This window comes from Couchioplanes caeruleus, assembly GCF_023499255.1.
In the GTDB taxonomy this organism is placed as follows: Bacteria; Actinomycetota; Actinomycetes; order Mycobacteriales; family Micromonosporaceae; genus Actinoplanes; species Actinoplanes caeruleus_A.
In genome coordinates, this window is record NZ_CP092183.1 from 6,143,782 (window position 1) to 6,170,734 (window position 26,953).

Sequence of the window (26,953 nt, forward strand, 5' to 3'; positions counted from 1 at the left end):
CCTCAGCCTTTTACCGCGCCGGAGGTCAGCCCGGCGACGATGCGCCGCTGGAAGACCAGCACGAACAGAACGATGGGGATGGTGATGACCACGGCGGCGGCCGCGATCGGTCCGGTCGGCTTCTCGAAGGTGGTGGCGCCGGTGAAGTAGCTCATCGCGGCCGGCACCGTGCGCGCCTGCGACGTCGAGGTCAGCGAGAGGGCGAACAGGAAGTCGTTCCAGCACGCGATGAAGACCAGGATCGCCGTGGTGAACACGCCGGGCATCGCCAGCGGCGTGATCACCTGCCGGAAGGCCTGGTACGGCGTGGCGCCGTCCATCTTCGCGGCCTTCTCCAGGTCCCACGGGATCTCCCGGAAGAACGCGGAGAGCGTGTAGATCGCCAGCGGGAGCGCGAACGTGATGTACGGGATGATCAGGCCCGGCCACGTGTCGAAGAGCCCCAGCGCCGTCTCGATCTTGAACAGCGGGGTCACCAGCGCGATCTGCGGGAACATGGAGACCAGCAGCGCCATGGCGACGATCGCCTTCTTGCCCGGGAACTGCAGCCGGGCGATCGCGTACGCGGCCATCGTGCCGAGCACGATGGCCACCAGGGTGGCGATCACGCAGATGCCGATCGAGTTGATCAGGGCGCGGACGAAGTCCTCGTTCTTGAAGATCGACGCGTAGCTGTCGCCGGTGGGCGACGTCGGGAAGTACTTGCCGTCGTTGAGCGTCTCGCTGTCCTTCAGCGACAGGGAGACCAGCCAGAACACCGGGATGAACGCGTACAGCAGGACGATCGTGTTGATCCCCCACCACATCAGCTTGCGGTTCGTGGTCACCGGCTGCACGGCTACCGCCTCCCCTCGGTGTCGGCTCCCGGTGCGGCCGCGCCGAAGAGCTTGATGAACAGGAACGCGATGATGCCGGTGGTGATGAAGATGAGCACCGACATGGCGGAGCCGATGCCGAGGTTCAGCCCCCGGATCAGGTTGCTGTAGGTCACCATCGACACCGAACTGGTCTGGTTGGACCCGCTGGTGAGGATGAAGATGTTGTCGAAGATCCGGAACGCGTCGAGCGTGCGGAACAGCAACGCCACCAGGATGGCCGGCTTGATCAGCGGTACGGTCACCAGCCAGAACCGTTTCCACGCCGAGGCGCCGTCCATCGACGCCGCCTTGAGCAGGTCCTCGGGCACCAGCGCGAGTCCGGCCATGAGCAGCAGCGCCATGAACGGCACGGTCTTCCAGACCTCGGCCAGGATGATGATCATGATGGAGCTGCCGAACTTGGTCAGCGGGGCCGAGCCGCTCGGCGCCAGCCAGCCCAGGTCGGCGGTCCAGGCGAAGCGCCAGGAGAACGCGGCGACCACGGTCACGATCGCGTACGGGATCAGCGCGGAGGTGCGAACCAGCCCGCGGCCGACCAGCGTGCGGTGCATCACGATCGCCAGCGCCATGCCCAGGACGAGCTCGAGGGCCGCGCTGACCACGGTGATGAGCGTGGTCACGCCGAACGCCGTCCACCAGATCGGGCTGGACAGCACGGTGATGTAGTTGTCGAACCAGATGAACTTGTTCTCGCCGGGCCGGCGCAGGTCGGCCCGGTTGAGCGAGAGCCACATGGCGTACAGCACGGGATAGGCGGTCACCGCGAGCATCAGGATGACCGCGGGGGCCACGAGCAGCAGGCCCAGCTTGCGTTCCGCACGCTTGGCCTCGTTGAAGCGCTGACGGGCGACCTGGGTGGTCTCGTCCTCGATCGGGACGGCGGCGGCCTCCGCAGCCGCCGAGGTCGGTGTGGCGGTCATGGGAGGATCCCCTTGCCCTCGATCGCGGCCTTGATCGCGTCGCGAAGCTCGTCGGCGGACTTCTGCGGGTTGATCTCCGCCGGCGGTGACAGCGTGGTGGAGACGATCGTGGAGATGTTCTGGTAGACCGGCGACACCGGGCGCGGCACGGCGTTCTTGAGCTCGGCGAGCATGACGTCCTTCATCGGGTACGCCTTGACGAACTCCGGCGTGTCGAAGACGGTCGCCAGCGCCGGCACGTCACCGGCGTCGAGGGCGGCGCTCAGCGCGTTCTTCTGGTTGCGCAGGCACATCCCCGCCTCGAAGGTCTCCTCCGGGTGCTTGCTGTACGTGCTGATCGCGTAGTTCATCCCGCCGAGCGTCACCCGCGGCGGGCCGCCGTCGATCGACGGGTACGGCGCGAAGCCCAGGTCCTTGACGAGGTCGGGGTTGGCCTCGCGCATGGCGCTGAGCACGTACGGCCAGTTGAGTGAGAACGCCGACCGGCCGGCCTGGAGGTCGGCGAACACCTCGGGCTCCTGCGCGTTGGACAATGAGGAACTGGTGACGCCGGACGTGGCGAGCCGTTGCATCAGGGCCAGGGCCTGCACGACCTTGTCGTCGATCGTCGGTTTCGTGCTGTCCTCGTTCACGAGTGTGCCGCCGGACATGGTGACGAGATTGTTGATGTTGACCACGTAGCCCTCGTACTGGGCGGCGGTCAGGCCGATCTCGTACGGCTTGCCCTGCGACTTCAGCTGCTGGGCCATCGTGATCATCTCGTCGAACGTCTTGGGCGGCGTCGGCACCAGCGACTTGCGGTACCAGAGCAGCTGCACGTTGGTCGTCCGCGGGATGCCGTAGAGCTTGTCCTTCCAGGTCGCCGTGTCGATCGGCGGCTGCAGGGTGTCCTTGGTGGCCTGTGCCTTCTGGTCGGCGGAGAGCTCACGGATCCACCCGGCCTCCGCGAACTCGGCGGTCCAGGTGACGTCCATGCCGAGCAGGTCCATGCCGTCGTCGTGCGCGGCGAGCCGGCGGACGAACTGGTCACGCTGGCCGTCGGCGTCGCTGGGCAGGAGATTTCCGACGATCGTGTACCGGCCGGCCGCCGCCTTGTTGCAGTCGGCGATGATCTTGTCGAAGCCGGTGCCACTGGCCCCGCCGTACAGGTTGATCACGGTCCCCTTCGGACCGCTCGAGCAGGCCGCGAGCGAAGCCATGAGGACCGCCACGCCCAGGGCGGCCGTCCAACGTGAGGGGTGTCCGCGTACCGCTGTCGGATGGTGAAGCCTCATCGAGCCCTCCGTCCGTCACACGCCGTTATGACGTAGATCACAGTCACTTCAGACTGCCAGATTCCCGTGCGGACCGCGAGTCGTCGGCCGGTCACGGATCGAAGAATCTGCAGGTAACGGTCTGCCCCCCCACGGGACCGTCCCGGTTCCCCCAGGATCGGCGCCCGGCAGCGAAGGGAGATCCACATGCGGCCGTTCAGGCGCCGGGAGAAGCCGGCCGGTCTCGCCGTCGACCCCACCGGCGGTGATCCGCGCGCCCGGGCGCTGCTCGACGCGCTGACCGCCCGGGACTGGCGTACGGCCCGCGACGTGCTCGCCGGAGCGACCGAACCGGACACCCGCGCGTACCCGATGGAGGTCGCCTGGAAGGTCGACGACGTGCAGGAGAAGTCGGTGTTCCATCCCGCCTTCACGCCCGCGTACGGCTGGATCCCCCGCGCGAACGCCTTCGCGATGGGCCTGCACCTGGCCGGCGAGCGGGCCGCGGCGGCGCGCGTCTTCCGACCTGCTCGGCGACCGGGTCGGCGGCTGGATCTGGAACTACCTCGGCGACCCCGCGACCGCGTACGACGCGGCGCGGTCCTCGCGCTAGGAGCCGGACCAGGCGGTCCAGCGCTGCACGGCGATGCGCAGGAACGGTCCCGGCGGCGGCGTGTCCCGGTACTGGGGGTACTTGGCGAGCAGGGCCGGCTCAGCCTCCTCACTCACCGTGGCGATACCGTCGGCGCGGACCCACCACAGCGTGGCCCAGTCCTCGTCGTAGTGGTCGGCGAGCACGCTCACCCGCGGCTCGTGGGCGATGTTGACCAGCCGTTGCAGCGCGCGGTGCCGCTTGGGCTTCGCGTCGACCGCCGTGTGCACGACGTCGCCCACGAGCGCGAAGACGATCGGTACGAGATGCGGGGCGCCGCCCGGCGTGACCGTGGCGAGCCGGGCCACCCGGGCGGCGGCGAACCGCTGCGCCGGCGTCACCGGCCGGTCAGGTCCGCGATCGCCCGCTCCCACTTCTCCAGGGCCGGCTCCACCACGCTCCACGGCCCGGACGGCAGCCAGCACGACGCCCGGTGCACGCCCGCGTTCTCCAGCTGCTCCAGGGCCTTCGGGTCCGGCGGGACGCTCAGCACCTGCACCTGCAGCGGCCGGTCCGCGCGGGCCCGCAGCTCCTCGATGCGGCCGAACAGGTTCTCGTCGTGCCACTGCGGGAACCAGCCGTCACCCCACGCCAGCACCCGGTCCAGCACGGTCGGCCCGCCGCCGCCGACCAGCACAGGCGGCCACGGCTTCTGCGCCGGCTTCGGCCACGACCAGATGCGGTCGAAGCTGACGAACCGGCCGGCGTACGAGGCCTCGTCCTGCGTCCAGATCGCCTGCATGGCGCGTACCCGGTCACCCAGCAACGCCATCCGGGTGCGCGGATCGGTGCCGTGGTTGGCCATCTCCTCGCGGTTCCATCCGGCGCCCACCCCGAACTCCAGCCGCCCGCCGGACAGATGGTCGACGGACGCGACCTCCTTCGCGGTGGTGATCGGATCCCGCTCGACGACCAGGCACACCCCGGCACCCACCCGCAGCCGGGTCGTCGCCTCCGCCGCCGCGGTCAGCGAGACGAACAGGTCGTACGTGTGCCAGTACTTGCGGGGAAGCTGCGCCCCACCACCCCACGGCGACTCCCGGCTCGCGGGGATGTGCGTGTGCTCGGCGAAGAACAGCGCATCCTGCCCCCGCTCCTCGACCCGCCGCGCGACCTCCCCGGGCCGTACGCCGTCATGGGTGGGGAAATATCCGGCTCCGAACTCCATGCCCGCGAGTCTATGGGCGGTGCAGGTCGAGGATCAGGTCGACGACCAGGGCCGTCCAGCCGGTCTGGTGCCAGGCGCCCAGGCCGGCGCCGTTGTCGCCGTGGAAGTACTCGGGGAAGGAGACCAGGTTCTTCCAGTCCGGGTGCGTCTGGAAGAGCTCACAGGCGCCGTAGATGGGGCGGCGGCCGTCCGCGTCCGGGACGAACAGGGCCACCAGGCGGCGGGACAGGTCGTCGGCGACCTTGCTCAGCGGCATCTTGGTCTGCGCGCCCGTCGGGTATTCGACCAGCAGGTCGTCGCCGAAGAAGGCGGCGAACTCGCGGAGCGCCTCGATGAGCAGGTAGTTGACCGGCATCCAGACCGGGCCGCGCCAGTTGGAGTTGCCGCCGAACAGGCCACTGGTGCTCTCCGCCGGCTCGTAGCCGACCGTGAAGTCGGAGCCGCCCAGCGACACCGTGAACGGCTTCTCCAGGTGCGCGCGGGACAGGGTGCGCAGGCCGTACGGGGAGAGGAACTCCTCCGGGTCCAGCATCCGCGCGAGGATGCGCAGCAGCTGGTCCTGGCCGACCATGGACAGCAGGCGCTGCTGGCCCCCGGCCCGGGACAGCCGGCGGGCGCTGATGACGTCGGCGTAGTCCGGCTGGTTGGCGAGCAGCCAGCGCAGCCGGGCGCCCAGCTCCGGCAGCCGGTTGAGGGTCGCCGCGGTCAGCCGGGTGGTCGCCGCGAGCGGGAGGAGGCCGACGATCGAGCGGGCCTTGAGTGGCAACCGGTGGCCGTCGGGCAGGCGCAGCACGTCGTAGAAGAAGCAGTCCTCGTCGTCCCAGAGCCCCTGCCGGTACGCCGCCTCCGCGATGTACGCGAAGTGCTCGAAGAACTTGGTCGCCATGTCCTCGTACGTGCGGTCGTGCAGGGCGAGGCGGATCGACATGTCGAGCAGGTTGAGGGCGTACATGGCCATCCAGCCGGTGCCGTCGGACTGCTCGAGGACGCCGGCGACGGGCAGCGCGGCCGAGCGGTCGAACGGGCCGACGTTGTCCAGGCCCAGGAAGCCGCCCTCGAACACGTTGTTGCCGCCCACGTCCTTGCGGTTGACCCACCAGGTGAAGTTGAGCAGCAGCTTGTGCATGATCCGGGCGAGGAAGTCGTGGTCGCGCCCGCCGTCGATCTCGAAGACCCGCAGCGCCGCCCACGCGTGCACCGGCGGGTTCACGTCGCTGAACGACCACTCGTACGCGGGGATCTGGCCGTTGGGGTGCATGTACCACTCGCGCAGCAACAGCAGCAGCTGGGCCTTCGCGAAGCCGGGGTCCACGCGGGCGATGGTGACGCAGTGGAACGCCAGGTCCCAGGCCGCGTACCAGGGGTACTCCCAGGGGTCGGGCATGGAGATGACGTCGAAGCTGTTCATGTGCCACCAGGCGTTGTTGCGCCCGTAGCGCCGGCCAGGCGGCGGTGGCGCCGACCCCGGGTCGCCGTGCAGCCACTGCTTCACGTCGAAGTGGTAGAACTGCTTGCCCCACATCAGCCCGGCGATGCCCTGCCGGGCGACGGCGGCCTCCTCGGCGGACGCCGACGCGGGGATCAGCCCGGCGAAGTACTCGTCGGCCTCGGCCCGGCGGGCGGCGACGACGGCTTCGAAGTCCTCGCCGAGGTCCGGCTCCACCGGCACGTCGCTCTCGGTCAGGCGCAGCCGGATCTGCCGGGTCTCCCCCGGGCCCAGCGTCAGCCGGTGGTGCAGGGCACCCTTGGTGCCCACGCCGGCCGGGTTGACCGTGGGGGCGCCGCCCACGATGAAGTCGTTGATGCCGTCCTTGGGGAACATGCTGGTGCCGGGCAGTCCCCAGAGCCGCTGCGAGTTCGTCTCGTTGTCGCACATCAGCGCCGGGGCGTCACCGTCGGCCACCAGCGTCAGGTGGCCGAGGCTGCGGTGCTCACCGGCGATGCGGCCGGGCGTACCCGTCAGCCGCGGGACCGAGCGGTTGGGCAGGCCCCACGACCAGGTGTTGCGGAACCACAGCGTGGGCAGCACGTGCAGGGTGGCCTCGTCGGGGCCGCGGTTGGCGACGGTGATGACGATGCACAGGTCGCGCGGGCCGGCCTTCGCGTAGTCGACGGTCACCGCCCAGAACCGGTCGTCGTCGAAGACGCCGGTGTCGACCAGCTCGTACTCCGGCTCGTCGCGGGAGCGCCGGCCGTTGACCGCGACCAGCTCGTCGTACGGGAAGGCGGCCTGCGGGTAGTGGTAGCGCCAGCTCATCCACGAATGGGTGGGCGTGGAGTCCTGGTACCACCAGTACTCCTTGACGTCCTCGCCGTGGTTGCCGCCGTCGCCGCCGAGCCCGAACATCCGCTCCTTGAGAATCGGATCCCTGCCGTTCCACAGGGCCAGGGCGAAGCAGAACGTCTGCCGGTCGTCGCAGACGCCGGCCATGCCGTCGTCGTTCCACCGGTACGCCCGCGAGCGGGCGTGATCGTGCGGGAAGTAGTCCCAGGCGGTGCCGTGCTCGCTGTAGTCCTCGCGGACGGTGCCCCAGGCGCGCTCGGCGACGTACGGGCCCCAGGCGCGCCACGGCCGCTCCCCGGAGTCCGCCTGCGCCAGGCGCTCGCGCTCCGCCACGCCGCCGCTCACCCCCACACCCGCACCCTAGCCGATCTCAGCCTCCGGCCCATTTCTCCAGGTCCAGGTTGCGCAGCGCGTGCGGGGCGAACATGCCGAGCACCGCGAGCACGGCCACCACCGTGAAGATCGACCGGAGCACCATCGTCTCGCCGCGGCCGCCGACCTTGACCGCCATCGCGTTCGGCACGCCGACCATGCGCCACATGCGCCGGCCCATCGGGATCGGCCAGAGGATCGGTACGCCGTTCTTGGTGATCATGTCGCCGAAGAGGTGCACCACGCAGCCCACGCCGGCCGCGAAGCCGAGCATCGGATAGCCGCGGTCGCCGGGCAGGTTGGCACCGGTGAACCAGGCGATCACGGCGGCCGCGCCGGTGACGATCAGCCAGCCGGCGCGCTCGGCCCACTCGTCGAACAGCCCGCGCAGCGCCAGGCCGGCCATGAAGAACACGACCGCGACGACCGCCCATTTCCCGTACGCGGCGCACAGCGTCGTGGTGCCCCAGCCGACGGCGGCCGCGAACGGCAGCGTGTGGGTGAGCGTCCGGTGCCCGTTGGTACGCCGGGGGTCGCGGCTCAGCTTCGTCGCGGTGTAGACGCCCAGCGAGATCTTCTCGACCACCTCGGCGATGAACAGCGAGAACACCCCGAACGTACGGGCGACCGTGGCGCCGCCCTGGTTGCGGGTGACCTTGCCGGACAGGTCCAGGTCGGGCAGCAGGGCGCCGCCCGCGCACACCGTGGCGCCGACGGCCACCGCGAGGGGGCTCTGGGCGTACCCCGCGAAGTGGTCCAGGGCCCAGCTGCCGGCCAGCCATACCGACGCGCCCGACAGTGCGTGCGACGGACCCATCATGATCTTTGCCCACCCCTCCCCGTAGGCCGACACTGTCGCATCGGGGAGGGGGGCGGGCAACGACCGCCACGTCCACTGTGGAGTGGTCAAGATCACCGATAGCCGGGACCGTTCCACGGCGCGACGCGGTGCCGGTGGTAGTACTCGTGCCGCAGGTCGCCGTACCGGGCGTGCCGGATCAGGCCGATGACCAGGAACGCGAGCGGGATCGCCGGCCAGAAGAACGGCGCGCCGGACAGCGCCCAAAGGCCGGTCAGCAGCAGCGCCACGGCGACGACGAACCCGGCGTGGCGCCGTACGCCCCGGCGTGTCGTGGCCTGGGCCTGCGGCGTGCGGGCCGGCGCGGCGCGGCCGCCGTCGGGCAGGTCGGCGGTCAGCGGATGGAGCTCGTCGCGGTACTTCGCCGCGTACACCTGGCCCAGCCGTTCCTCGCCCTCCTCCAGGGTGAGCCGGCCCTCGGCCATCGCGGCCCGCAGGATCTCGGCGACCTGCTCCCGCTCCGAGTCGGAGGTCCGGAGCCGGGCGGAACCGGACCGGATGGCGTCGTTCGGATACATGGTGACCTCCCGTCGTGGTCCCTCCAGCGTCGCCGGTCCGGCGCCCGGAGCACGTCGGCCCGGAGGAGCATCCGGTACGCGGTGAGCGGAGCACGCGGCCGCCGCGGCGTACGCCCTGCGGGGTACCCGCCGTCCCGCGCCTGCTCCCCCGGGCGCAGACCGGCGGAGCCCGCGCGTGGATGCCCGGCCCGTCCCGGGTGCCGTAGCGTCGACCGCGTGCACAACCAGCGCCGTGACCTGCCGCCCTGGCGACCGCCCCGGTCCGCCCGGCACGGCAGCGGACCCTGGCCGCCACCCGGGTCCGCCCGGCACGGCGCCGGGCCCGGCGCGGTCATCGGCGCCGCGTGCTTCCACGTCTTCGGCAACTGGTCCCAGGCCGTGGCGCATCCCCAGCCCACCGCGGCCCTCGCGGGCGCGCTGCTGCTCATCGGCCCGCTCGCCCTGCCCTGGCGCAGGCGGGCGCCGCTGTGGGTGCTGGCGGTCGCGGCCGCGGCGAGCGTCGCGTACGCCCCGCTGTCGGCGCCCTCGTGGACGTACGCCGTCGCACCGATCATCGCGCTGTTCACCGCGGTCAAGGCCGGCCGTTCCCGCCCCGCCGCCACGATCGCGGCCGCCGCGTACGCCGCCTATCTGACGCTGACCGTGGTCCTGGCGGAACCGCTCGGCGTGGCGGCGGAGGCCCGGCCCGGCGTCCGCGAGGCCGTGCTCACCGCGATCGTCCTCGCGGTGACCATGTTCCTCGGCGGAGCCGGCCGGGCCCGCGGCGAATACCTCGCCGAGATGACGAAGGCGAACGCGGAACGGGCCCGCGCCCGCGAGGAGCAGGAACGCCGGCAGGCGGCCGACGAACGCCTGCGGATCGCCCGCGAACTGCACGACGTCCTCGGCCACCACCTCTCGCTGATCAACGTGCAGGCGGGCGTCGGCCTGCACCTCATGGACAGCCGCCCGGAACAGGCCCGCGAGGCGCTCACCGCGATCAAGACGGCGTCCGCCGAGGCGCTGCGCGAGGTACGGTCCGTCCTCGCCGCGCTGCGCCCCGAGGAGGAGGCCGCGCCCCGCCAGCCCGCCCTGGGCCTGGACCGGCTCGCCGACCTGACCGCGGACGCCGGCCTGCCGGTCACCACGGCGACGTCCGGGCCGCAGCGATCCCTGCCGGCGGAGGTCGACCGCGCCGCGTACCGGATCGTGCAGGAAGCCCTCACCAACGTCCGCCGCCACGCCACGGCCGGCTCCGCCCACGTCGCGATCGAGTACGCCCCCACCGAGCTGCGGGTGACGATCCGCAACGACGGCCCACCGGCTGCTCCCCCCGCCGCAGCCCCTGCCGGATCCTCCGCCTCGGGTGGGGCGGTCGCCGGGTCGGGGATCACCGGCATGCGCGCCCGCGCGGAGACCCTCGGCGGCACGCTCGCCGCCGGCCCGCTGCCCGAGGGCGGCTACCTCGTGTCCGCCGTGCTGCCCACCGCCCCCGCCGCCGCGCCCGCCGGAGGAACCACATGATCAGGGTCCTGCTCGCCGACGACCAGGCGCTGGTCCGCGCCGGCTTCCGCGCGCTCATCGACGCCGAACCGGACCTCGAGGTGGTCGCCGAGGCCGCCGACGGCCTCGCCGCGGTGCAGCTCACCCGGCAGACCCGGCCCGACGTGGTGCTCATGGACATCCGCATGCCCGGCGTCGACGGCCTCGAGGCCACCCGTCGCATAGCGGCGGACCCGGACCTCACGGCCACCCGGGTGGTCATCCTGACCACCTTCGAACTCGACGAGTACGTCTTCGAGGCGCTCCGCACGGGCGCCTCGGGCTTCCTCGTCAAGGACACCGAACCGGTCGACCTCCTCCGCGGCGTCCGCGCGGTGGCCGCCGGCGACGCCCTGCTGTCACCCAGCGTCACCCGCCGCGTGATCGGCGAGTTCGCCACCCCGGGCGGCCGCGGCCGGCCCACCCGCCCGCCGGAGGACGCGGAACGGCGCCTCCACCAGCTCACCGACCGCGAACGCGAGGTGATGGTGCTGGTCGGCGAGGGCCTGTCCAACGACGAGATCGCGGCCCGGCTGGTGATCAGCCCCGCAACGGCGAAGACGCACGTCAGCCGGACCATGGTCAAGCTGGGCGCCCGGGACCGGGCACAGCTGGTGGTGCTGGCCTACGAGGCCGGCCTGATCCGGCCCGGCTGGCTGGCCTGACCCCGCGGCCCGGCGCGACCCACCCTGCTGCTTCCGGCCGCCCGCCCGGCCGCGCCCTCCCGCTGCCCGCCCGCCCGGACCGGCCCGCCGGCCCGGCGGGCGGCTCGGGCTGGGCGGCTCGGCCCCGGTCGGCGCCGGGCGGCTCGGGCTGGGCGGCTCGGCCCCGGTCGGCGCCGGGCGGCTCGGGCTGGGCGGCTCGGCCCCGGTCGGCGCCGGGCGGCTCGGGCTGGGCGGCTCGGCCCCGGTCGGCGCCGGGCGGCTCGGGCTGGGCGGCTCGGCCCCGGTCGGCGCCGGGCGGCTCGGGCTGGGCGGCTCGGCCCCGGTCGGCGCCGGGCGGCTCGGGCTGGGCGGCTCGGCCCCGGTCGGCGCCGGGCGGCTCGGGCTGGGCGGCTCGGGCTGGGCGGCTCGGCGTGGCCGGGCTGTGTCACCCGGGTTGCCGGTCGTGGCCGTCCCCGGCGCCGATCCTCCCCGGCTGGGCCTGGCCGCCGTCGACGGTCTCGCCCGGCTGGGCGAACCACGCCGGGGCGTCCTCCAGGGCCGTCCGGATCCGCTGGTGCGCGAACGGCGTCAGCTCCGGCAGCGAGTCCAGCGCGAACCACCCCACCGCGATCGACTCCGAGTCGTTCACCCGGGCCTCCCCGCCCACCGCCCGGCAGCGGAACCACGAGTTGACCATGTGGCAGTGGTCGCCGTTCGGGTACGTGACCTCGTGCAGAGCCACCCCGGCCAGGCGCTCCACCTTGACGTGGACGCCGGTCTCCTCCAGCACCTCACGGACCACCGCGTCGGCGGGCTGCTCACCCGGGTCCATCATCCCGGCGATCAACGCCCAGCGGTGGTTGTCGCTGCGCTGCCCGAGCAGCACCTCCCCGCGGTCGTTGACCACCACGGCGCTGACGGTCGGGAACATGAGCAGGTCGTGGCCGACCTTGGCACGCAGACGCTTCACATAGTCGGATGCAGGCACCCACCGACCCTACGGTCACCCGGCCACCTCGCCCGCAGCCGCCGGGCGGACGGCCCGGGTTCACGCCGCGTCCGCGTAGCACTCGACCACCGACACGTCCAGGGGAAACCGCACCTCCGTCCCTCCGAACAGGAGCTCGCCCGCCCGGGCCGCGCTCTCGCGTACGGCCTCGACCACCCGGTCCGCCTCCTCGACCGGGCAGTGCACCCCGACCTCGTCGTGCACGAACAGGACGATCTCGGCTCGCAGGCCGGTCAGGGCCGTCCGCAGCGTGGCCAGCAGGACCAGGGCCCATTCGGCCGCCGTGGCCTGGATGACGAAGTTGCGGGTGAAGCGGCCGCGGGCCCGGCCCTGGGCGCCACCCTGGGGGGCTTCGGCCGAGCCGGCTTCCTCGGGCGGGTCGAGGCCCGCGTCGCGCCAGGCGGTCGAGGCGGGCGGGCAGGTGCGGCCCAACCAGGAGCGCACCAGGCCACCGGCTTCGCCCGTGCGCGCGGCGGCCTCCACGTACTCGAAGGCGGTCGGGTAGCTCTGGCGCAGCACCGCCAGCGCGGGGATGGCCGCACCGCCGGTCTGGCCGTACATGGCGCCGAGGAGGGCCACCTTGGCGCGGGGGCGGTCGCCGCCGAACGCGTCCGCGGCGAGGGCGGCGTACAGGTCGTCGGCCTCGCCGGCGGCGGCGAGGCGGGAGTCGCCGGAGACCGCGGCGAGGACGCGGGGCTCGAGCTGGCCGGCGTCGGCGACGACGAAGCGCCAGCCGGGGTCGGCCACGACGGCCCGGCGGACCACCTTGGGCACCTGCAGCGCGCCGCCGCCGCGAGTGGCCCAGCGGCCCGAGACCACGCCGCCGGGCACGTACTCGGGGCGGAACCGGCCGCCGCTGACCCAGGCCTCGAGCCAGGCCCAGCCGTGCGCCACCCAGATGCGGTAGAGCTCCTTGTATTCCAGCAGCGGCTTGACCGCGGGGTGCTCGACGCGCTTGAGCACCCAGGCGCGGGTGTTGGGCACGTCGATGCCCGCCCTGGCGAACGCACGCAGCACCTCGGCGGGCGAGTCGGGGTGCAGCCCGTGCACGCCGAAGGCGGCGTTGACCTCGGCGGTCAGCTCGGCGAGCCGGCGCGGCGGCCCGACCGGCTGGGGCGCGCCGAGCAGACCGCGCAGCACCTCGTCGTGCACGTCGGCACGCCAGGGCAGACCGGTGTGGCCCATCTCGGCGCCGATGAGCGCGCCCGCGTTCTCGGCGGCCACGAGCAGGGCGAAGCGGCCCGGGTGGGTGGTCGCCCGGATCCGGCGATGCTGGTCCGCATAGACCCGGACGAGCGCATCGAGAACGACGACCCCCGGGACAGCAGCACCGGCGGACGCGGTGGCGGCGGTAGAGGCGGCGGCAGCGGCCACCGCCAGCACGGCGGCATGCGCGCCGCCCGGGCCGCCGCCGGTGTCGAAGAGCGCCGCCTGCACCAGGCCGGGCGGCTCGGGCACCCGGGGTGGCGGGTCGGGCGGCACCGCGGCGCCGGTCAGCCGGGCGAATGCCGCGGCCAGTGATCGGGGCTCGCCCCAGCGGCCCGCGTGGCCGAGCAGCAGTGCCTCGGTCAGCTCGATGTCGTGGCAGCGGCCGGTGCGCACGCCGGCGCGCAGCAGCGCGGGGTAGGTGTCGGCGGTCGACGCCCAGAGCCAGCGGGGGTGGTCGGCGGACTCGCGCTCGGCGATCGCCGCCGGCAGGTCGGTGACGCGCTGCGGCTCGGACGCGGGCGTGCCGTCGGGGCGCAGGGTCTGCAGCCAGCCGGGACCCCGCCCGCCCTCGTCGTCGAACACCACCGCCACCAGCACGGACTCATTCTGGAACAGGGGTACGACAATCCGCGGCGGACAGGCCGTCGATCAGCTCGGCACGCCGGGTCAGGTTCCGGCGTACGGTGACCGCCCGCTGCAGATCGAGCGGCGGCACCCGGATCTCCCAGCCCCGCCAGCGCACGGTTTCCAGCCGCGCGGCCGCGACCGGGCCGAAGTCGCTGGGCTCGGGGTCGTCCGCGGCCGGTCCGACGCCGCCCACCCATTCCACCCGGGCGCCGAGCACCGCCCGGCCGAACGATTCGCAGAACCAGTCGACGGCGGCGACCGGCTCCACCAGGCCGTCGAGGAGCAGGTCGCCGACGCGGGTGGCGTCCGCGCCGGAGACCACGAGGTCGAGGTCGCCGGGCGTGAGGGGCGCGCCGCGGACTGCGAGGGCGGCGCTGCCGGTCAGCCACCAGTCGACCCGGGCCTCGCCGAGGCGCCGGCAGACGACGGTGAGCGCCTCCTGCCACGGCACCGGGTCGAGGCCGGCGGCCTGCCGCAGCCACGGCTCCACCAGTCGCTCGAAGGTGCGCCAGGCCTGGTCCAGGTGCGGGGCGTCGCCGGGGAAGCTCCGGCTCCAGTGCCCGCCGTACGCGATGAAGGCCGACTTCTCGACTGCGGGGATCAGCTCGCCGGGGACGTCGAGGAGGCGGAACTCCGTGCGGCCCCCGGAGTCGTGGCGTTCGCAGCGCACCGTCATGCCCGCCATGCCATCACGGGGGTGTGACAGAAAGCGGGCGGCGCCGGTCCCCCGTGGAACGGCGCCGCCCGGACGTGCTTTCGGCTACTTGGTCGCGCCCGCGGTCAGGCCGGACTGGATCTGCCGCTGGAAGAACGCGTACACCAGGATCATCGGCAGGATCGAGAGGGTGAGCGCCGCGAAGAGCGCGGCCCAGTTGGCCTGGTAGCCCGCCGAGACGGAGATGTTCGCGATGCCCTGGGTGAGCACCCACTTCTGGTCCGCGCCCTGGCCCTGCATGATCGCGACCGGCAGCAGGTACTGGTTCCACTGGCCGACCACATTGAAGATCGTGATGCTGACCAGGCCGGACTTCGCCATCGGCAGCATGACCTGGAAGAACAGCCGGGTGTGCGAGGCGCCGTCGACGATCGCCGCCTCCGCCACCTGCTCCGGCAGCGTCTTGAAGAACGCCGTCATGAAGAACACGGTGAACGGCAGCGAGTAGGCGATGTAGACCAGGATCAGACCGGTGTACGTGTTCAGCAGGCCGAGGTTCTGCAGGATCAGGAACAGCGGCACGATGGCCATGAAGACCGGGAACGCCAGCCCCGACACGAACAGGTAGTAGATGAAGCGGTTGCCGACGAACTTGTAGCGGGCCAGCACGTAGGCGGCCATCGAGCCGAAGATCATCGTGCCGGTGGTGCTCAGGGCCACCACGAAGACGCTGTTGAAGAAGTACCGGCCGATGTGGGCCTCGGTCCACGCCGTCTTGTACGTCTCAAACGAGAGCTTGCTCGGCAGGCTGAACGGCGCGTGCGTGAAGATCTCGGTGTTGCTCTTGAACGAGGCGAGGATCACCCAGATCAGCGGGGCGATCACCAGGATGCCCCACACGGCCAGCGCGACGTGGGCGAAGCCGCTGAAGAGCTTGATCTCGCGCTTGCTGCCGGACGCGGTGGCGGCGTGCCGGCGGCCCGGGTACGGCACGGTGCCGGGCGGCGGTACGGAAACGTCGGTTCGCAGGTTGGTCATCTCAGGCTCCCGGTGCGGCTCAGAGCTCGACGGCATCGCGCCGGGTGACCCGCAGGGTCAGCGCCGCGAACGTGATGGTGAGGAAGAACAGCACGACACCCATCGCCGAGGCGTAGCCGAACTGTGCGTAGTCTTGCATGTTGCGGAAGATTTCCAGGCCCAGCACGGTGGTCGCGCCGTCCGGGCCGCCCCGGTCCACGCTCATGACGTTGACGAGGGCGAAGGCGTCGAACGCGGCGATGCCGAGGTAGACCCACGCGACCTGCAGCGTGTTCCACAGCAGCGGCAGCGTCACCTTGAAGAACAGCGTGCCGCGGGTGGCGCCGTCCAGGGCCGCGGCCTCGTAGATCTCGGTCGGGATCGAGCCCATACCGGCCGAGAAGAGCACCACGTAGAAGCCGACCGCCTGCCAGACCAGCACGGCGAGGATCGACCAGAGCGCCAGGTTCTTGTCGGCGAGGAAGAGCACCGGCCCGGAGCCGAACTGGTGCAGGATGCCGTTGATCAGGCCGCTCTCGTCGGGCGAGTACACCCGGGCGAAGATGACGGCCACCAGGGCGAGCGCGAGCAGCTGGGGGAAGAAGAACACCACGCGGTAGAACTTCGACCCCCAGACGCCACGCGTACGCCCGCCCTTCGACCCGCCACCCACGTTGAGCAGGAACGAGAAGAAGAGCGCCAGGACGATGGTGAACAGGGGCAGGAAGACGAGCAGCAGCGCGTGGTGCCGGATCGCCTTCCAGAAGGTGTCGTCCTGGAACAGCTTCGTGAAGTTGTCGAAGCCGATGTAGTTCACGTCCGGCGAGAAGCCCCGCCAGTTGGTGAACGACAGCTGGAACGCCTGAAGATACGCCGCGACCACGAACGTGCCGTAAATGGCCACCGGCACGATCAGGAAGCCGATGATAAACGGGTACCTGCCGTGCTTCATGGTTCTCGTGCTCCGTTCGTGGTCGCGGATCAGGTCGTCGTCGAGGGGGGGATCAGCGCTTGAACTTCTCGATGGAGGAGTCCTTCTTGACCGCGTCCGCGGCCTTCTGCATCCGCGTGCAGAACTTGTCGGCGGAGCCGCCCTGGTACATCAGCTCGTTGGTCGCCGCGCGCAGCTCGTCGTCCAGCTTCTTGTACCACGTGTCGAAGCGGAAGCTGAAGGTGTCGGCACCGGCAGCGCCGAGGGCCTTGTTGCCCGAGGTCAGACCGGGGCTGATCTCCATGCCGTCGGTGGCGCCGGCGACGACGGTCAGGGTCTTGGTCAGCTGGGTGAAGCCCACGGCGCCGGCCTTGGAGAGCATGTGGCGCAGGAACTCCATGCCGCCGCGCGGGTTCTTGCCCTTGGCGGCGACGAAGTACTGCTCGCCGGCCGCGGCGTAGAGCGCGGTGACGGGCAGCTTGTCGGCGGTGGTCACGCTCGGGATCGGCATCAGCTGGTAGTCGAAGCCGTCCGGGGTGTCCTTCGCCTGCTCGTTCTCCAGCCACGAGCCGGACGGGTACAGACCGACCTTGTACTGGTTCTGCTGCAGCTGGACCTCGGTGTGCTTGAGGCCGAGGAACGCCTTGTTCGAGTACTTCGCGCCGACCTCGGCCCACGCGGCGGCGGCCTGCTTGACGGCGTCGTTGGTCCAGGCGCCGTCCTCGAGGTTGTCGATGTTCTTGAGGATGTCGGCGCCACCGATCTTCGCGGCGCTGGTGAGGATCACCGTGTACTGGTAGTACGGCGCGTTGGCACCGGCGTACCCGTAGGGGGTGATGCCCTTCTGCTTCATCTTGTCGAGCAGCGCGGTGAAGTCCGCCCAGGTCGCCGGCACGGTCCAGTTGTTCTCCTTGAACAGCTTGCCGGAGTACCAGAGGCCGAAGACCGTGAACGCGTAGTTGAGCACGTACGGCTTGTCGTTGAACGTGCCCTGCTCCACGGTGCCCGGGATCAGGGTGTCCTTGACGGTCTTGCCGGCGATGTCGACCGACGGGGCGGCGTACAGGTCGGTCAGGTCCTGGACCTGGCCGGCCTGGACGAGCGCGCCCTGGTCCATCAGCTTCGAGCCGGAGTTGTTGATCATGTCCGGCGGGTTGCCCGCGGTGAACCGCGGCTGCACGACCGTCGAGATCTCCTCGGTCTGGTTGAACGTGACCTTGGAGTTCGGGAAGAGCTTGTTGTACGACGGGATGTCGACGTCCGTGGCGTACTTGGTGCCGAGGCCACCGTTGAAGATCACGATCTCCAGCGGCGCGTCCTCCTTGATGCCCAGCGGGTTCGTCGCCGAGACGGTGCCGGCCGGCTTGTCGGCCTTGTCGTCGTCGCTGTCGCCGCCACCGACGCACGCGCTCAGCATGCCGACGGCGGGGGTGGCCAGCAGGCCCACGGCGGCCGCGCGGCGCAGCAGCGTCCGGCGGTCGACCTCGGGCTTGAAGATCTCGGACATTCGCTTTCTCCTCAGATGTTGATGCGGTGCCGGGTCGGCCGGCGACGGCGCGTGCCGCCGGACCGGGTGAGAAAAGGACGGTTCATCGGGACGTTCGTCTTCAAGGTGCGGAACCCCCGTCCTTGACGGCTTTGTGGCCGTGGACGGCTTGCGCGGTGCGCTGGAACGCCGCGTGCGAACGTTCGTGGGTCCGCTGGGCGACGGCGACGTAGAGCAGGTCCAGCACGACCAGTTGGGGGTGCCGCGCCGAGAGCGCGTCGGGCCGGAAGGTGGTGGCCTGCGTGGCGGTGAGCAGGACGATGTCGGCCAGCTCGGCGAGCGGCGAGGCCGGGAAGCTCGTCAGGGCGATGGTGGTGGCGCCCCGGCTGCTGGCCTCGGCGAGCAGCTCGATCGTCTCGCCGGTCTCGCCGCTGTGCGAGATGCCCAGCGCGACGTCGCCGGCCCGGGACAGGGCGGCGCTGGCGAGGCCGTTGTGCACGTCGGTCCAGGCCCAGGCGGCGACGCCGATGCGGTGCAGGCTGAACTGCATCTCCTCGCCGACCAGCGCGCTGCCGCTGGCGCCGAAGATGTTGACCCGCTGGGCGCCGGCGATGGCCCCCGCGGCCCGTTCCACCTCGGCGAGGTCGAGCAGCGCGGCGGTGTCGTGCATCGCGCGGGTGTCGGCGGCCATTATCTGGGCGAGCACCCGGTCCAGCGGGTCGCTGGGCTGGATCTCGCGGCCGATGTCGACGGTCCACCCCGCGGAGCGGGCCAGGCCGGTCTCCGCGGCGATGCCGAGCCGCAGGTCCGCGTACCCGTCGAAGCCGAGGGCGCGGCAGAAGCGGGTGACCGTCGCGGGCGACGTGCCGCTGCGCTCGGCCAGCTCGACGATGGTCGCGCGGGACGCGGCGGCGGGGTTGGTGAGGACCTGGTCGGCCACGCGCTGCAGCGCGCCGGTGAACTCCGGCAGCAGCGTGCGGACCCGGACGAGCACCCCGTCGCTGTTCGACAGCGAGGCGGGCGCCTGGTCGCGCGCCAGCGAGTCGACGACCGCTGTCATCGCGGCGCCGTCCGCATCCGGCTCGACCATGGGCCGTCCCCTCAGGTAGGAGTGTTAACTGTCGCGGTAAAAGTTCTTACTGCGGGCCCCTTTCTGTCAAGACTGTGGGCGAAGTTTTCAAACCGTTACCAAGAGCAGCCGCCCGACAGCGGGCAAACGACGGTCGGTTGACGTACGTCGATCCCTATATGACTCATACGACGTGACCGCCATCACATGATGCGGTATGTACCGATTTACTCATCAGCCGTTCGGCCCATGGTCGCTCCTCCGGCTGCGTGCCGTAGCCGACCGGCGGACGATTCGACCCCCTAATGTGAAACGCCCTCGCGACGGGCGAGGGCGTTTCGGGGGCGTGGCAAAAATTCTGCCCAGAACCGGTTAAGCGCTGTCGCGGACCGCCTGGGCGAAGACCTCGGAACGGTGCTCGAAGTTGCGGAACCGGCCGTAGCTCGGGGCCGCCGGGGACAGCAGCACCACCCCGCCGGCCGGGGTCAGCTCGCGCGCGAGACGTACGGCCGCGGGCAGGTCCTCGGCCGGCTCGGTCCGTACCCCGGGCAATCCGGCCAGCTCCTCGAGGATCCGCGGGCCGCTGTCGGGCAGCCCGATGACGGTGATCTCGCGACCGCGCAGGTGCTCGTGCAGAGGCGCGTAATCCAGCCCGCGGTCGGTGCCGCCGACGAGGACGGTCAGCGGGCGGCCCTCGTACGCGTCGATCGCGTGCATGGCCGAATACGGACTCGTGGAGAGCGTGTCGTCGACGAAGGTCAGCCCGGACGGGTCCTCGATCTCGGCCAGCCGGTGCGGCAGGCCCTCGAACGACGCGACCGCCGCCCGCAGCTCCTCGACGCTGCCCAGCACGTCGACGCCCACCCCGTCGAGCACGGCCAGGGCCACGCACAGGTTGCGTCCGTTGTGCCTGCCGCGCAGCTTGAGGGTGTCTCGGTGGAACAGCGGTTCGTCGCTGCAGTAGACGAGATCGTCCTCGTCGATCCGGAACCGGGAGTCGCCGGCGCCCGCCGGGACGGCCGGGAAACCGTTGAGGTCGCGCGCCGCGATGGTCTCCCGGACGAGCCGCTCGTCGGCGCCGTTGACCACGATCAGTTCCGGCCCGTGGGCGAGCAGGTTCAGCTTGTCGCGGTAGTACTCACGCTCGCCGCCGTGCGCGTCCAGGTGCTCGGGGAACAGCGAGGTCACCACCGCCACCCTCGGCGAGTCGGTCAGGTCGCTGCACTGGTAGCTGGACAGCTCGAGCACGTACTGCTCGGCGGGCGGCAGGTCGAGCAGCGGCACGCCGATGTTGCCGCCGAAGACGTTCGGCCGGCCCACCGCGGCCAGCAGGTGGCTGATCAGCGCGGACGTGGTGCTCTTGCCCTTGCTGCCGGTGACCCCCACGGTCCTGCCGGCGTTGTCGGCCATCCACAGCGCGCTGCCGCCGGTGATCGTCACCCCGCGGCCGCGCAGGTCGGCCATCCACCGGTGGGTCTGCGGCACGCCCGGCGAGCGCACCACGACGTCGGCCGCGGCGAGCGTGGGGAACGCGTGCTCGCCCCCGGCCAGCGGCGCGAGCGCGGCCAGCTCACCCTCCCAGGGCACGGAGAGGAAGTTGGCGCTGTCGTCGACCGCCATCAGGCGCGCAGGCCCGTGCGCGGCGATCGCGGTCACGGCGGCCCGGCCCTCACGGCCGGTCCCCCAGACGGCTACGGAACGTCCGCGCAGGTCTGCCAGGCGCACAGCGAAACTCCCTTTGTCGAGTCGCACTAGTATTGCCCGTCGGTCCGATGACAGGAGTTCGCGGGTGCAGTTCGACGTCATGCGCTTCCCCTCGTACGCATACGACCCCGAGACCGGGGTCGCGACGTTCGACTACGTGCTCGACGGCCCCGCGCCCGAGTCGTTCACCGAGACCATCACGTTCCCGGTGCCCGAGGGCCGCGACGTGCCGCAGACCTTCCACCGCGTGCTGGAGCTGCTGCACGTCGTCGCCGGCGTGAGCTACTACAAGGTCGGCGCGCCCGAGCGCATCGAGGCACCCACGGCCGTGCCGGCCGAGGCCGCCGCCCTTTTCAACGCCGTCTACAGCAAGGGCCTCGGCGAATACGCGTACGTGAACCAGCTGCCGTACGTGCTCGACATGACCGTCGAGGTGCCCGGGACCTCGCCGGCCGCCGAGCCGGTGGACAACGCCGACGGCCGGCCGCTGTCCGCGGTGGGCGGCGGCAAGGACTCCATCGTCACGCTGGAGATCCTGCGCGCCGCCGGCCTCGGCCCGGTGCCGTTCTCGGTCAACCCCAATCCGGTCATCGTGGCCGTGAACGCGGCGTCCGGCCTGCCCGCCCTCGCCGCGCGCCGCAAGCTCGACCCGCGGCTGTTCGAGCTCAACAAGGCCGGCGCCCGCAACGGCCACATCCCGGTGACGGCCATCAACTCGCTGATCGCGATCGCCACCGCGACGCTGCACGGCCTGGGCCCGGTGGTGATGTCCAACGAGCGCTCCGCCTCCGACCCCAACCTGGTCTGGAACGGTCACGAGATCAACCACCAGTGGTCCAAGGGCGTCGAGGCCGAGGGGCTGCTGCGCGCCGCCGTCACCGCGCACGCCGGGCTGACGGAGCCGTACTTCTCGCTGCTGCGCTCGTTGTCGGAGCTGCACATCGCCCAGCTGTTCGCCCGGTTCACCGCGTACGACGACGTGGTGACCAGCTGTAACAAGGCGTTCAAGCTGCACGATCCGACAGCCCGCTGGTGCGGCGACTGTCCCAAGTGCCGCTTCGTCGCGCTCGCCATGGCGCCGTCGATGCCGCGCGACCGGCTCACCCGCATCTTCGGCCGGGACCTGTTCGCCGATCCTGCCCAGGTCCCGGGCTACCTCGAGCTGCTCGGCATCGACGCGCACAAGCCGTTCGAATGCGTCGGCGAGGTCGAGGAGTCGCTGGTCGCGCTGACCATGCTCGGCGACGACCCGCAATGGCGCGACGCCCCGGTCGTGACGGCGCTGCGCGCGGCGGTGCCCCCGGCGGCATGGGCGGAGGCGTCCCGGGAGGCGGTGCTCACCCCGGGCGGGCCGACGTTCGTGCCCCCGGCGTACGCGAAGGCCCTCGCCCAGGTCCTCTAGCTACCCGATGTGGAGCCGGACGGCCGCAGCAGCGACGGAACGCACCCCGCGGGCGGTGCGTACCTCCAGCTCACAGCCGGTGGGGTCGCCGCGGTCGCTGGGCCACCACATGCCCCAGACCCCGTGCCGCAGCGTGGCCGTCACCCGCAGACCGTTGCGCAGCACCAGCTCGACGCCCGTCACGTCGGGTCCGCTCAGGCCGTACATCTGGAAGGCCTCCAGGCCACCGGTGGCGCCCGGCGGTGGCGTCTCCACCGTGCCGCCCAGCACCAGCACGGCACCGCCGCGCGGCACGTCGAACGGTTTGTCGAAGACGGTGGCCTCCATGCTGTTGAGGCCGTCACGCCCGCCCGCCTTGAGCCCGGACAACGCGATCAGCGGATCCGCCGGCGTGCCGCTCCCGACCGACACGTCCACGCAGTAAGTGAAGCCGCCACGGCGGTCCACCAGCACGTCACGCCGGGCTGCGGCCTCCGGACGGGCCGGGACCCCCTCGATGCCCACGCCGCCCACGCCGAGATCGTTGCACTTCGACGCCCACTGCTCGATGTCTTCGTGCCGCGCGGTCAGCGGCGGCGCGGCCTGTGGGACCGCGGTCCAGGTGCCGTAATCCGGCGGCGGGGGATCCGGGTACGCGGCCAGCACGCCGACCCCGATGACGGCAACCACCGAGGCGAGCGCTGCGGCGAGAGCCATCCGCCGGCGGCGGGGCGCCACAGCGGCGGGCGCGGCCTGTTCCACCAGCAGCAGCCGGGTGGCGGCCCGGCGGTGCGGATCCATCCGTGACAGCAACCCGGTCATGGCATCTCCTCTCGCGGCGCGCGGAACCGTACGGGGTCCGGTGGGGCGGCGGCGTCCGTCTCGGCGCCGAGCCGGGCACGCGCCCGCGACAGCCGGGACCGGACCGTGCCGACCGGGACGCCGAGCGCCACCGCGGCTTCGGCATAGCTGAGGCCCTGCCAGACGCAGAGGACGAGCACGTCCCGGTCGGACGGCCGTAGCCGGGCGAACGCCGCCCGCAACCGCGCCAGATGCTGCTCGTCGTCCAGCCGGCCCGCGACGTCGTCGGCGTGGTCGGGGGTGGGCGGCGCGGGTGGCAGCCGGTCCAGCGCCCGCCTGTGCCGCAGCGCGGTGCGCCGGCGGTGCAGCACGGTGAGGCGGGCGATCCCGTACAGCCAGGGCAGCGCGTTGCCGTCCACCAGCTCGACCTGACCGCGGCGGCGCCACGCCTCCAGGAACACGATCGACACCAGGTCGTCGGCGGCGTCGAGGGAACCGGTGCGGCGCGCGCAGAAGGCGCGTACGGCCTCGGCGTGCCGGTCGAAGAGCACCCCGAAGCACTCGGGCTCCCCCTCGCGGGCCCGCCGCCACAACTCGCCGTCGTCACTCACAACCCGTTTATGACCGCTGCGGCACCCGGGTTCCGCTGCGGTGCAGTCGATCACTCCGGCCTGTCGTGGTGTATCCGTTCCGGATGCACCCCGAGCTGCTGCAACGCCGCGCTGGTGGCGGCCAGCATGAGCGGCGGCCCGGCCAGGTAGGCCTCGTGCCCGGACCATTCGCCGTACGCCGCCACCGCGTCGGTGACCAGGCCGGACGCGTACGGTCCGGCCGGCCCCTCGGAGATCACCGGCACCACCGTGGCCCGGCGCGCCGCGGCCGCGATCGCCGTGATCTCCTCGATGTCGTACAGCTCGGCGAGCGTGCGCGCGCCCCAGAACAGCACCACCGCCCGCGGGTCAGCGGTGGCGGCCAGCTCGGTGAGCATCGCCTTCAGCGGCGCCACCCCGGTGTCGCCCGCGATCATCAACAGGTCGCGGCCGGAGTCGGGCAGCACCATCTCGCCCTCGGCCCGCGAGATGCGCACCTTGTCGCCGACGGCCGTACGGTGCACCAGCGTGCCGCTCACGCCGGTCAGGGTCTTCGCGCGCACGTGCAGCTCGATCACGTTGTCGCGGCGCGGCGCCCCCGCCAGCGAATAGGGCCGCCACACGCCGGGCAGCCCGGGCACCTCGATGCGGGCGTACTGCCCCGGCACGTACGGCATCGGCAGGTACGGCCGCAGCCGGATCACCGCCAGGTCCTCCCGGCGCAGCTCGTGCGTCACGACCACGGCCGTCCAGGTCACCGGGTGGTACTCCGCCGCGGTCATGCCGTGCACGATCCACTCGTACGCGTGCTGCCACGTCGACCGCCACGCCTGGTCGAAGTCCTGCCGCCACCCGTTCGCGGCCATCCCGGCGCGCATCGCCTCGGCCAGCGCGGCGCCGGCGAGCTGCAACTGCTGGGGGGCGACGCCGCACTCGGCCAGCGCGGCGCCCAGCCTGCCGAACCCAACGACCACCACGGGCGGCTGGTCCATCGAATGCGCCAGCCACGTCAGCCCCTCGGCGAGCTGCTCGATCTGCGCGGCCGGGCCGCCCGGGATCCGCGCGAACAGGTCCGGCTGCGCCTGCATCAGCGCGGACCGCAGCCGGGCCGCCACCTCCTGCGGGCCGCCGGCCAGCGACAGGCTGTTGGTGAGCAGGCGCCGCACCTCGACCAGCGCGGCGTCGTCGGCCGGGTCCATCCCGTCGACCGGCGGCGCGGGAGGTCCCGGCACGGGCGGGCGGACCGGCCCGGTGCCGGGCAGCGGCGCGACCGGGTCGCCGGGCCAGGGCGGCCCGACCAGGCGCGGCCCGCCGATCCCGGGGATGCCGCCGACCGGCTGGGTCGAGGCCGTGGGCAGGGCCGCGGGCCACGGTCCGGGCCCGGGCGGATACGGGATCGCCGAGCGCCTTTCCGGTACGGCGGGAAGCCCGGCGCCGGGCGCCGGCGGCATGCCGGGGCTGGTCCCGGGCCCGCTGGTCCCGGGCGGCGCGGGCGGCGTCGTGCCGGGCGGCGTCGTGCCGGGCGGCGTCGTGCCGGGCGGCGTCGTGCCGGGCGGCGTCGTGCCGGGCGGCGTCGTGCCGGGCGGCGTCGTGCCGGGCGGCGTCGTGCCGGGCGGCGTCGTGCCGGGCGGCGTCGGTGGCACGGGTGTGGCCGGAGCCTGCGGGAAGGTGCCCGGCAGCGGGAGGCCGGCGCCCGGACGAGGCCCCGGACGGCCGGGCACGAGCGGATCGTCCGGCAGCGGATCGGGAACGCCGGCGGCCGGCTCCCCCGGACGGGCGGGCAGCGCGGGCAGCGCCGGGCCGTCGATGATCGGCCGGCTGACGCTCGGCGGTGTGCCGGCCGATCCGGTGCCGGTCGCCGGTGGGGTCGTCGGCGGGGTCGGTGGGCCCGGCGGCGGCGCGGGCGGGATGGCGGGCCGTGAACCGCCCGGCACCGCGCCCAGGCTCGCCCGCAGGCCGCCGGGCTCGGCACCGTCCTGCTCCTCCGTCGCGGCGGCCTCGAGCTCCGGGCGCGCCGGGCCGGGCCAGTGCGGGTGCACCATCAGCTCGGGGTGGATCGGCTGGGAACCGGCCGGGAGCTCGGCGTCCTGGCCGGTCAGCGCGGCCTCGACGTCCGCGGCACCGGCGGCGGCCGCGTCCGGGGCGGCCAGGCGCAGGCGCATCGCCCGCAGCAGCGCCAGCATGTGCGGGTCCGACCCGGAACCGGCTGACACCTGCACACCCCCGGAGCGCGAGAACGACGAACAGTACAACCGTACTGCCGTACGGGCGGGACCGCCGACCTACCCGGCCGCGCGGGCCATCCGGGCGGTGGCCTCCTCCAGGATCTCCGGTGACGTGCCGAAGTTCAGCCGGACATGGCCCGCGCCGGCCGCGCCGAAGCGCAGCCCCGGCTCCAGCGCGACCCGGCCCCGCTCGAGGAACCGGGCGGCCGGCTGCTCGCCCTCCTCCCGGGCACGGCAGTCCAGCCACGCCAGGAACGTGGCCTCCGGCGGCTGCCACCGGACCCAGGGCAGACGGGTACGCAGCAGCTCCCCCAGCTGCGCGCGGCGCTCCGCCAGGAAGGTGAGCAGCTCGTCCAGCCACTCGTCGCCGTCGGTGAACGCCGCGACCGTGGCGAGCACGCCGAGGTGCCCCGTACGCCAGCGCACGTCGGGCGGGAACGAGGAGGCCAGCGGACGGGTCCCGTCGACGACCGCCGCGCACTTGAGCCCGGCCAGGTTGAACGCCTTGCTCGCCGACACCACGCTGACGCCCACGTCGGCCGCCCCGGGCAGGCTCAGGAACGGCGTGAACGTGGCCCCCGGCAGGACCAGCGGCGCGTGGATCTCATCGCTCACCACCGTGACGCCGTACCGGGAAGCGAGCGTGACCAGCGCGCTCAGCTCCTCCCGGGAATGCGCCCGTCCGACCGGATTGTGCGGATTGCACAGCAGGTAGACCGCCGGGTGGGCGGCGAACGCCACCTCCAGCGCGGCGAGGTCGAGCCGCAGGTCCGCGGTGAGCGGCACCTCGCGTAGCTGCGCCCCCGCCTCGGGCGCCCAATGGAAGAACGGCGGGTACACCGGCGGGCTGATCACCACCGCGTCACCCGGACGGGTCAGCACGCGCAGCAGCTCCACCACGCCGACGCCCACATCGGTGACCGCGGTGACCCGCGCCGGGTCGATCTCCCAGCCCCACCGCCGGGCCGCGAAGCCCGCAACGGCCCGGCCGAGATCGGGTACGGGCGCGGAGTAGCCGGTGTCCGAGGCGTCGACGGCGGCGCGCAGCGCATCGGCGACCACCGGCGCGAGCGGCACGTCCATCTCCGCCACGAACAGCGGGAGCACGTCGGCCGGATGGGTACGCCACTTCGCGCTGCAGCGGCCGCGGAGGGTCTCGAGCGGATCGACCTTCATCGTC

At 72.5% G+C, this 26,953-nt stretch carries 23 protein-coding genes; 3 read left to right on the plus strand and 20 right to left on the minus strand.

Translation table 11 applies throughout. The features are described 5' to 3' along the window. Positions 1–2 precede the first annotated feature (2 nt). The 8 genes from COUCH_RS28375 to COUCH_RS28410 all read right to left on the minus strand — a co-directional run bounded on the left by COUCH_RS28375 (position 3) and on the right by COUCH_RS28410 (position 8,904). Positions 3–806, minus strand: a complete 804-nt coding sequence (locus tag COUCH_RS28375; RefSeq protein WP_249613825.1) for a carbohydrate ABC transporter permease — start codon at positions 804–806, stop codon at positions 3–5. A 32-nt stretch (positions 807–838) separates the two neighbouring features. After that, a complete protein-coding gene (locus COUCH_RS28380) occupies positions 839–1,798 on the minus strand; it encodes a carbohydrate ABC transporter permease (protein ID WP_249608278.1) in 960 nt (319 codons plus the stop codon). Next, on the minus strand, positions 1,795–2,955 hold the full coding sequence (locus COUCH_RS28385; RefSeq protein ID WP_249608279.1) for an ABC transporter substrate-binding protein: 1,161 nt from the start codon (positions 2,953–2,955) through the stop codon (positions 1,795–1,797). Before COUCH_RS28385 ends, COUCH_RS28380 begins: the two co-directional genes overlap by 4 nt. Positions 2,956–3,660: 705 nt before the next feature. Further along, positions 3,661–4,044: a TIGR03668 family PPOX class F420-dependent oxidoreductase gene (locus COUCH_RS28390; protein ID WP_249608280.1), complete on the minus strand. Its 384-nt coding sequence runs from the start codon at positions 4,042–4,044 to the stop codon at positions 3,661–3,663. Beyond that, positions 4,041–4,871: an LLM class F420-dependent oxidoreductase gene (locus tag COUCH_RS28395; protein WP_249608281.1), complete on the minus strand. Its 831-nt coding sequence runs from the start codon at positions 4,869–4,871 to the stop codon at positions 4,041–4,043. Before COUCH_RS28395 ends, COUCH_RS28390 begins: the two co-directional genes overlap by 4 nt. 10 nt (positions 4,872–4,881) lie before the next feature. After that, complete coding sequence (locus COUCH_RS28400) at positions 4,882–7,506, minus strand: MGH1-like glycoside hydrolase domain-containing protein (RefSeq protein WP_430640825.1); 2,625 nt, start codon at positions 7,504–7,506, stop codon at positions 4,882–4,884. A gap of 19 nt (positions 7,507–7,525) precedes the next feature. Continuing rightward, positions 7,526–8,347: a metal-dependent hydrolase gene (locus COUCH_RS28405; protein ID WP_249608282.1), complete on the minus strand. Its 822-nt coding sequence runs from the start codon at positions 8,345–8,347 to the stop codon at positions 7,526–7,528. Between the two features lie 92 nt (positions 8,348–8,439). Continuing rightward, entirely contained in the window at positions 8,440–8,904 is a 465-nt protein-coding gene (locus tag COUCH_RS28410; protein WP_249608283.1) for a DUF1707 SHOCT-like domain-containing protein, read from the minus strand. A gap of 216 nt (positions 8,905–9,120) precedes the next feature. Here COUCH_RS28410 and COUCH_RS28415 point away from each other — a divergent pair, with 216 nt between their 5' ends. Together COUCH_RS28415 and COUCH_RS28420 are read left to right on the plus strand one after the other, a co-directional pair. After that, on the plus strand, positions 9,121–10,407 hold the full coding sequence (locus COUCH_RS28415; RefSeq protein WP_249608284.1) for a sensor histidine kinase: 1,287 nt from the start codon (positions 9,121–9,123) through the stop codon (positions 10,405–10,407). After that, a complete protein-coding gene (locus tag COUCH_RS28420; protein WP_249608285.1) occupies positions 10,404–11,090 on the plus strand; it encodes a response regulator in 687 nt (228 codons plus the stop codon). The genes COUCH_RS28415 and COUCH_RS28420 overlap by 4 nt, the downstream gene beginning before the upstream one ends. Positions 11,091–11,514: 424 nt before the next feature. Here the strand turns inward: COUCH_RS28420 and COUCH_RS28425 are convergent, their stop codons facing one another. The 8 genes from COUCH_RS28425 to murD all read right to left on the minus strand — a co-directional run bounded on the left by COUCH_RS28425 (position 11,515) and on the right by murD (position 20,797). Further along, positions 11,515–12,057, minus strand: a complete 543-nt coding sequence (locus COUCH_RS28425) for an NUDIX hydrolase (RefSeq protein WP_249608286.1) — start codon at positions 12,055–12,057, stop codon at positions 11,515–11,517. 60 nt (positions 12,058–12,117) lie between these two features. Further along, the gene (locus COUCH_RS28430) at positions 12,118–13,884 is read right to left on the minus strand and encodes a bifunctional 3'-5' exonuclease/DNA polymerase (RefSeq protein WP_430640826.1); all 1,767 of its coding nucleotides are present in this window, start codon (positions 13,882–13,884) and stop codon (positions 12,118–12,120) included. 4 nt (positions 13,885–13,888) lie between these two features. Then, a complete protein-coding gene (locus COUCH_RS28435; protein ID WP_249608287.1) occupies positions 13,889–14,590 on the minus strand; it encodes a hypothetical protein in 702 nt (233 codons plus the stop codon). Positions 14,591–14,674: 84 nt separating this feature from the next. After that, positions 14,675–15,607 carry a carbohydrate ABC transporter permease gene (locus COUCH_RS28440; RefSeq protein ID WP_249608288.1) on the minus strand — a complete coding sequence of 311 codons (933 nt, stop codon included), beginning with the start codon at positions 15,605–15,607 and terminating at the stop codon, positions 14,675–14,677. 19 nt (positions 15,608–15,626) lie between these two features. Further along, entirely contained in the window at positions 15,627–16,538 is a 912-nt protein-coding gene (locus tag COUCH_RS28445; RefSeq protein ID WP_249608289.1) for a carbohydrate ABC transporter permease, read from the minus strand. A gap of 52 nt (positions 16,539–16,590) precedes the next feature. Continuing rightward, positions 16,591–18,024, minus strand: a complete 1,434-nt coding sequence (gene ngcE, locus COUCH_RS28450; protein WP_249608290.1) for an N-acetylglucosamine/diacetylchitobiose ABC transporter substrate-binding protein — start codon at positions 18,022–18,024, stop codon at positions 16,591–16,593. A 100-nt stretch (positions 18,025–18,124) separates the two neighbouring features. After that, entirely contained in the window at positions 18,125–19,093 is a 969-nt protein-coding gene (locus COUCH_RS28455; protein ID WP_249608291.1) for a MurR/RpiR family transcriptional regulator, read from the minus strand. Between the two features lie 351 nt (positions 19,094–19,444). Further along, positions 19,445–20,797 (minus strand): UDP-N-acetylmuramoyl-L-alanine--D-glutamate ligase, encoded by a 1,353-nt coding sequence (gene murD, locus COUCH_RS28460; protein WP_249608292.1) that lies wholly within the window; start codon positions 20,795–20,797, stop codon positions 19,445–19,447. Positions 20,798–20,876: 79 nt separating this feature from the next. Here murD and COUCH_RS28465 point away from each other — a divergent pair, with 79 nt between their 5' ends. Further along, on the plus strand, positions 20,877–22,178 hold the full coding sequence (locus COUCH_RS28465; RefSeq protein ID WP_249613828.1) for a hypothetical protein: 1,302 nt from the start codon (positions 20,877–20,879) through the stop codon (positions 22,176–22,178). On the opposite strand, the gene COUCH_RS28470 is transcribed toward COUCH_RS28465, so the two are convergent. From COUCH_RS28470 to COUCH_RS28485, 4 genes are all read right to left on the minus strand, one after another. After that, a complete protein-coding gene (locus COUCH_RS28470) occupies positions 22,179–22,979 on the minus strand; it encodes a hypothetical protein (RefSeq protein WP_249608293.1) in 801 nt (266 codons plus the stop codon). Continuing rightward, positions 22,976–23,569 carry an RNA polymerase sigma factor gene (locus tag COUCH_RS28475; RefSeq protein ID WP_249608294.1) on the minus strand — a complete coding sequence of 198 codons (594 nt, stop codon included), beginning with the start codon at positions 23,567–23,569 and terminating at the stop codon, positions 22,976–22,978. The genes COUCH_RS28470 and COUCH_RS28475 overlap by 4 nt, the downstream gene beginning before the upstream one ends. A 50-nt stretch (positions 23,570–23,619) precedes the next feature. Continuing rightward, on the minus strand, positions 23,620–25,761 hold the full coding sequence (locus COUCH_RS28480; RefSeq protein WP_249608295.1) for a flavohemoprotein: 2,142 nt from the start codon (positions 25,759–25,761) through the stop codon (positions 23,620–23,622). A 69-nt stretch (positions 25,762–25,830) separates the two neighbouring features. Next, on the minus strand, positions 25,831–26,949 hold the full coding sequence (locus tag COUCH_RS28485) for a MalY/PatB family protein (protein WP_249608296.1): 1,119 nt from the start codon (positions 26,947–26,949) through the stop codon (positions 25,831–25,833). Between the last annotated feature and the right edge of the window lie 4 nt (positions 26,950–26,953).

What these genes read in the sequence shown, in the direction of transcription:
- ngcE (WP_249608290.1), bottom strand. Translation starts at nt 18,024, where the DNA reads ATGTCCGAGATCTTCAAGCCCGAGGTCGACCGCCGGACGCTGCTGCGC.
- COUCH_RS28485 (WP_249608296.1), bottom strand. Translation starts at nt 26,949, where the DNA reads ATGAAGGTCGATCCGCTCGAGACCCTCCGCGGCCGCTGCAGCGCGAAG.
- COUCH_RS28465 (WP_249613828.1), top strand. Translation starts at nt 20,877, where the DNA reads ATGCGCTTCCCCTCGTACGCATACGACCCCGAGACCGGGGTCGCGACG.
- COUCH_RS28435 (WP_249608287.1), bottom strand. Translation starts at nt 14,590, where the DNA reads ATGACGGTGCGCTGCGAACGCCACGACTCCGGGGGCCGCACGGAGTTC.
- COUCH_RS28440 (WP_249608288.1), bottom strand. Translation starts at nt 15,607, where the DNA reads ATGACCAACCTGCGAACCGACGTTTCCGTACCGCCGCCCGGCACCGTG.
- COUCH_RS28410 (WP_249608283.1), bottom strand. Translation starts at nt 8,904, where the DNA reads ATGTATCCGAACGACGCCATCCGGTCCGGTTCCGCCCGGCTCCGGACC.
- COUCH_RS28380 (WP_249608278.1), bottom strand. Translation starts at nt 1,798, where the DNA reads ATGACCGCCACACCGACCTCGGCGGCTGCGGAGGCCGCCGCCGTCCCG.
- COUCH_RS28470 (WP_249608293.1), bottom strand. Translation starts at nt 22,979, where the DNA reads ATGACCGGGTTGCTGTCACGGATGGATCCGCACCGCCGGGCCGCCACC.
- COUCH_RS28405 (WP_249608282.1), bottom strand. Translation starts at nt 8,347, where the DNA reads ATGATGGGTCCGTCGCACGCACTGTCGGGCGCGTCGGTATGGCTGGCC.
- COUCH_RS28445 (WP_249608289.1), bottom strand. Translation starts at nt 16,538, where the DNA reads ATGAAGCACGGCAGGTACCCGTTTATCATCGGCTTCCTGATCGTGCCG.
- COUCH_RS28455 (WP_249608291.1), bottom strand. Translation starts at nt 19,093, where the DNA reads ATGGTCGAGCCGGATGCGGACGGCGCCGCGATGACAGCGGTCGTCGAC.
- COUCH_RS28395 (WP_249608281.1), bottom strand. Translation starts at nt 4,871, where the DNA reads ATGGAGTTCGGAGCCGGATATTTCCCCACCCATGACGGCGTACGGCCC.
- COUCH_RS28420 (WP_249608285.1), top strand. Translation starts at nt 10,404, where the DNA reads ATGATCAGGGTCCTGCTCGCCGACGACCAGGCGCTGGTCCGCGCCGGC.
- COUCH_RS28375 (WP_249613825.1), bottom strand. Translation starts at nt 806, where the DNA reads ATGTGGTGGGGGATCAACACGATCGTCCTGCTGTACGCGTTCATCCCG.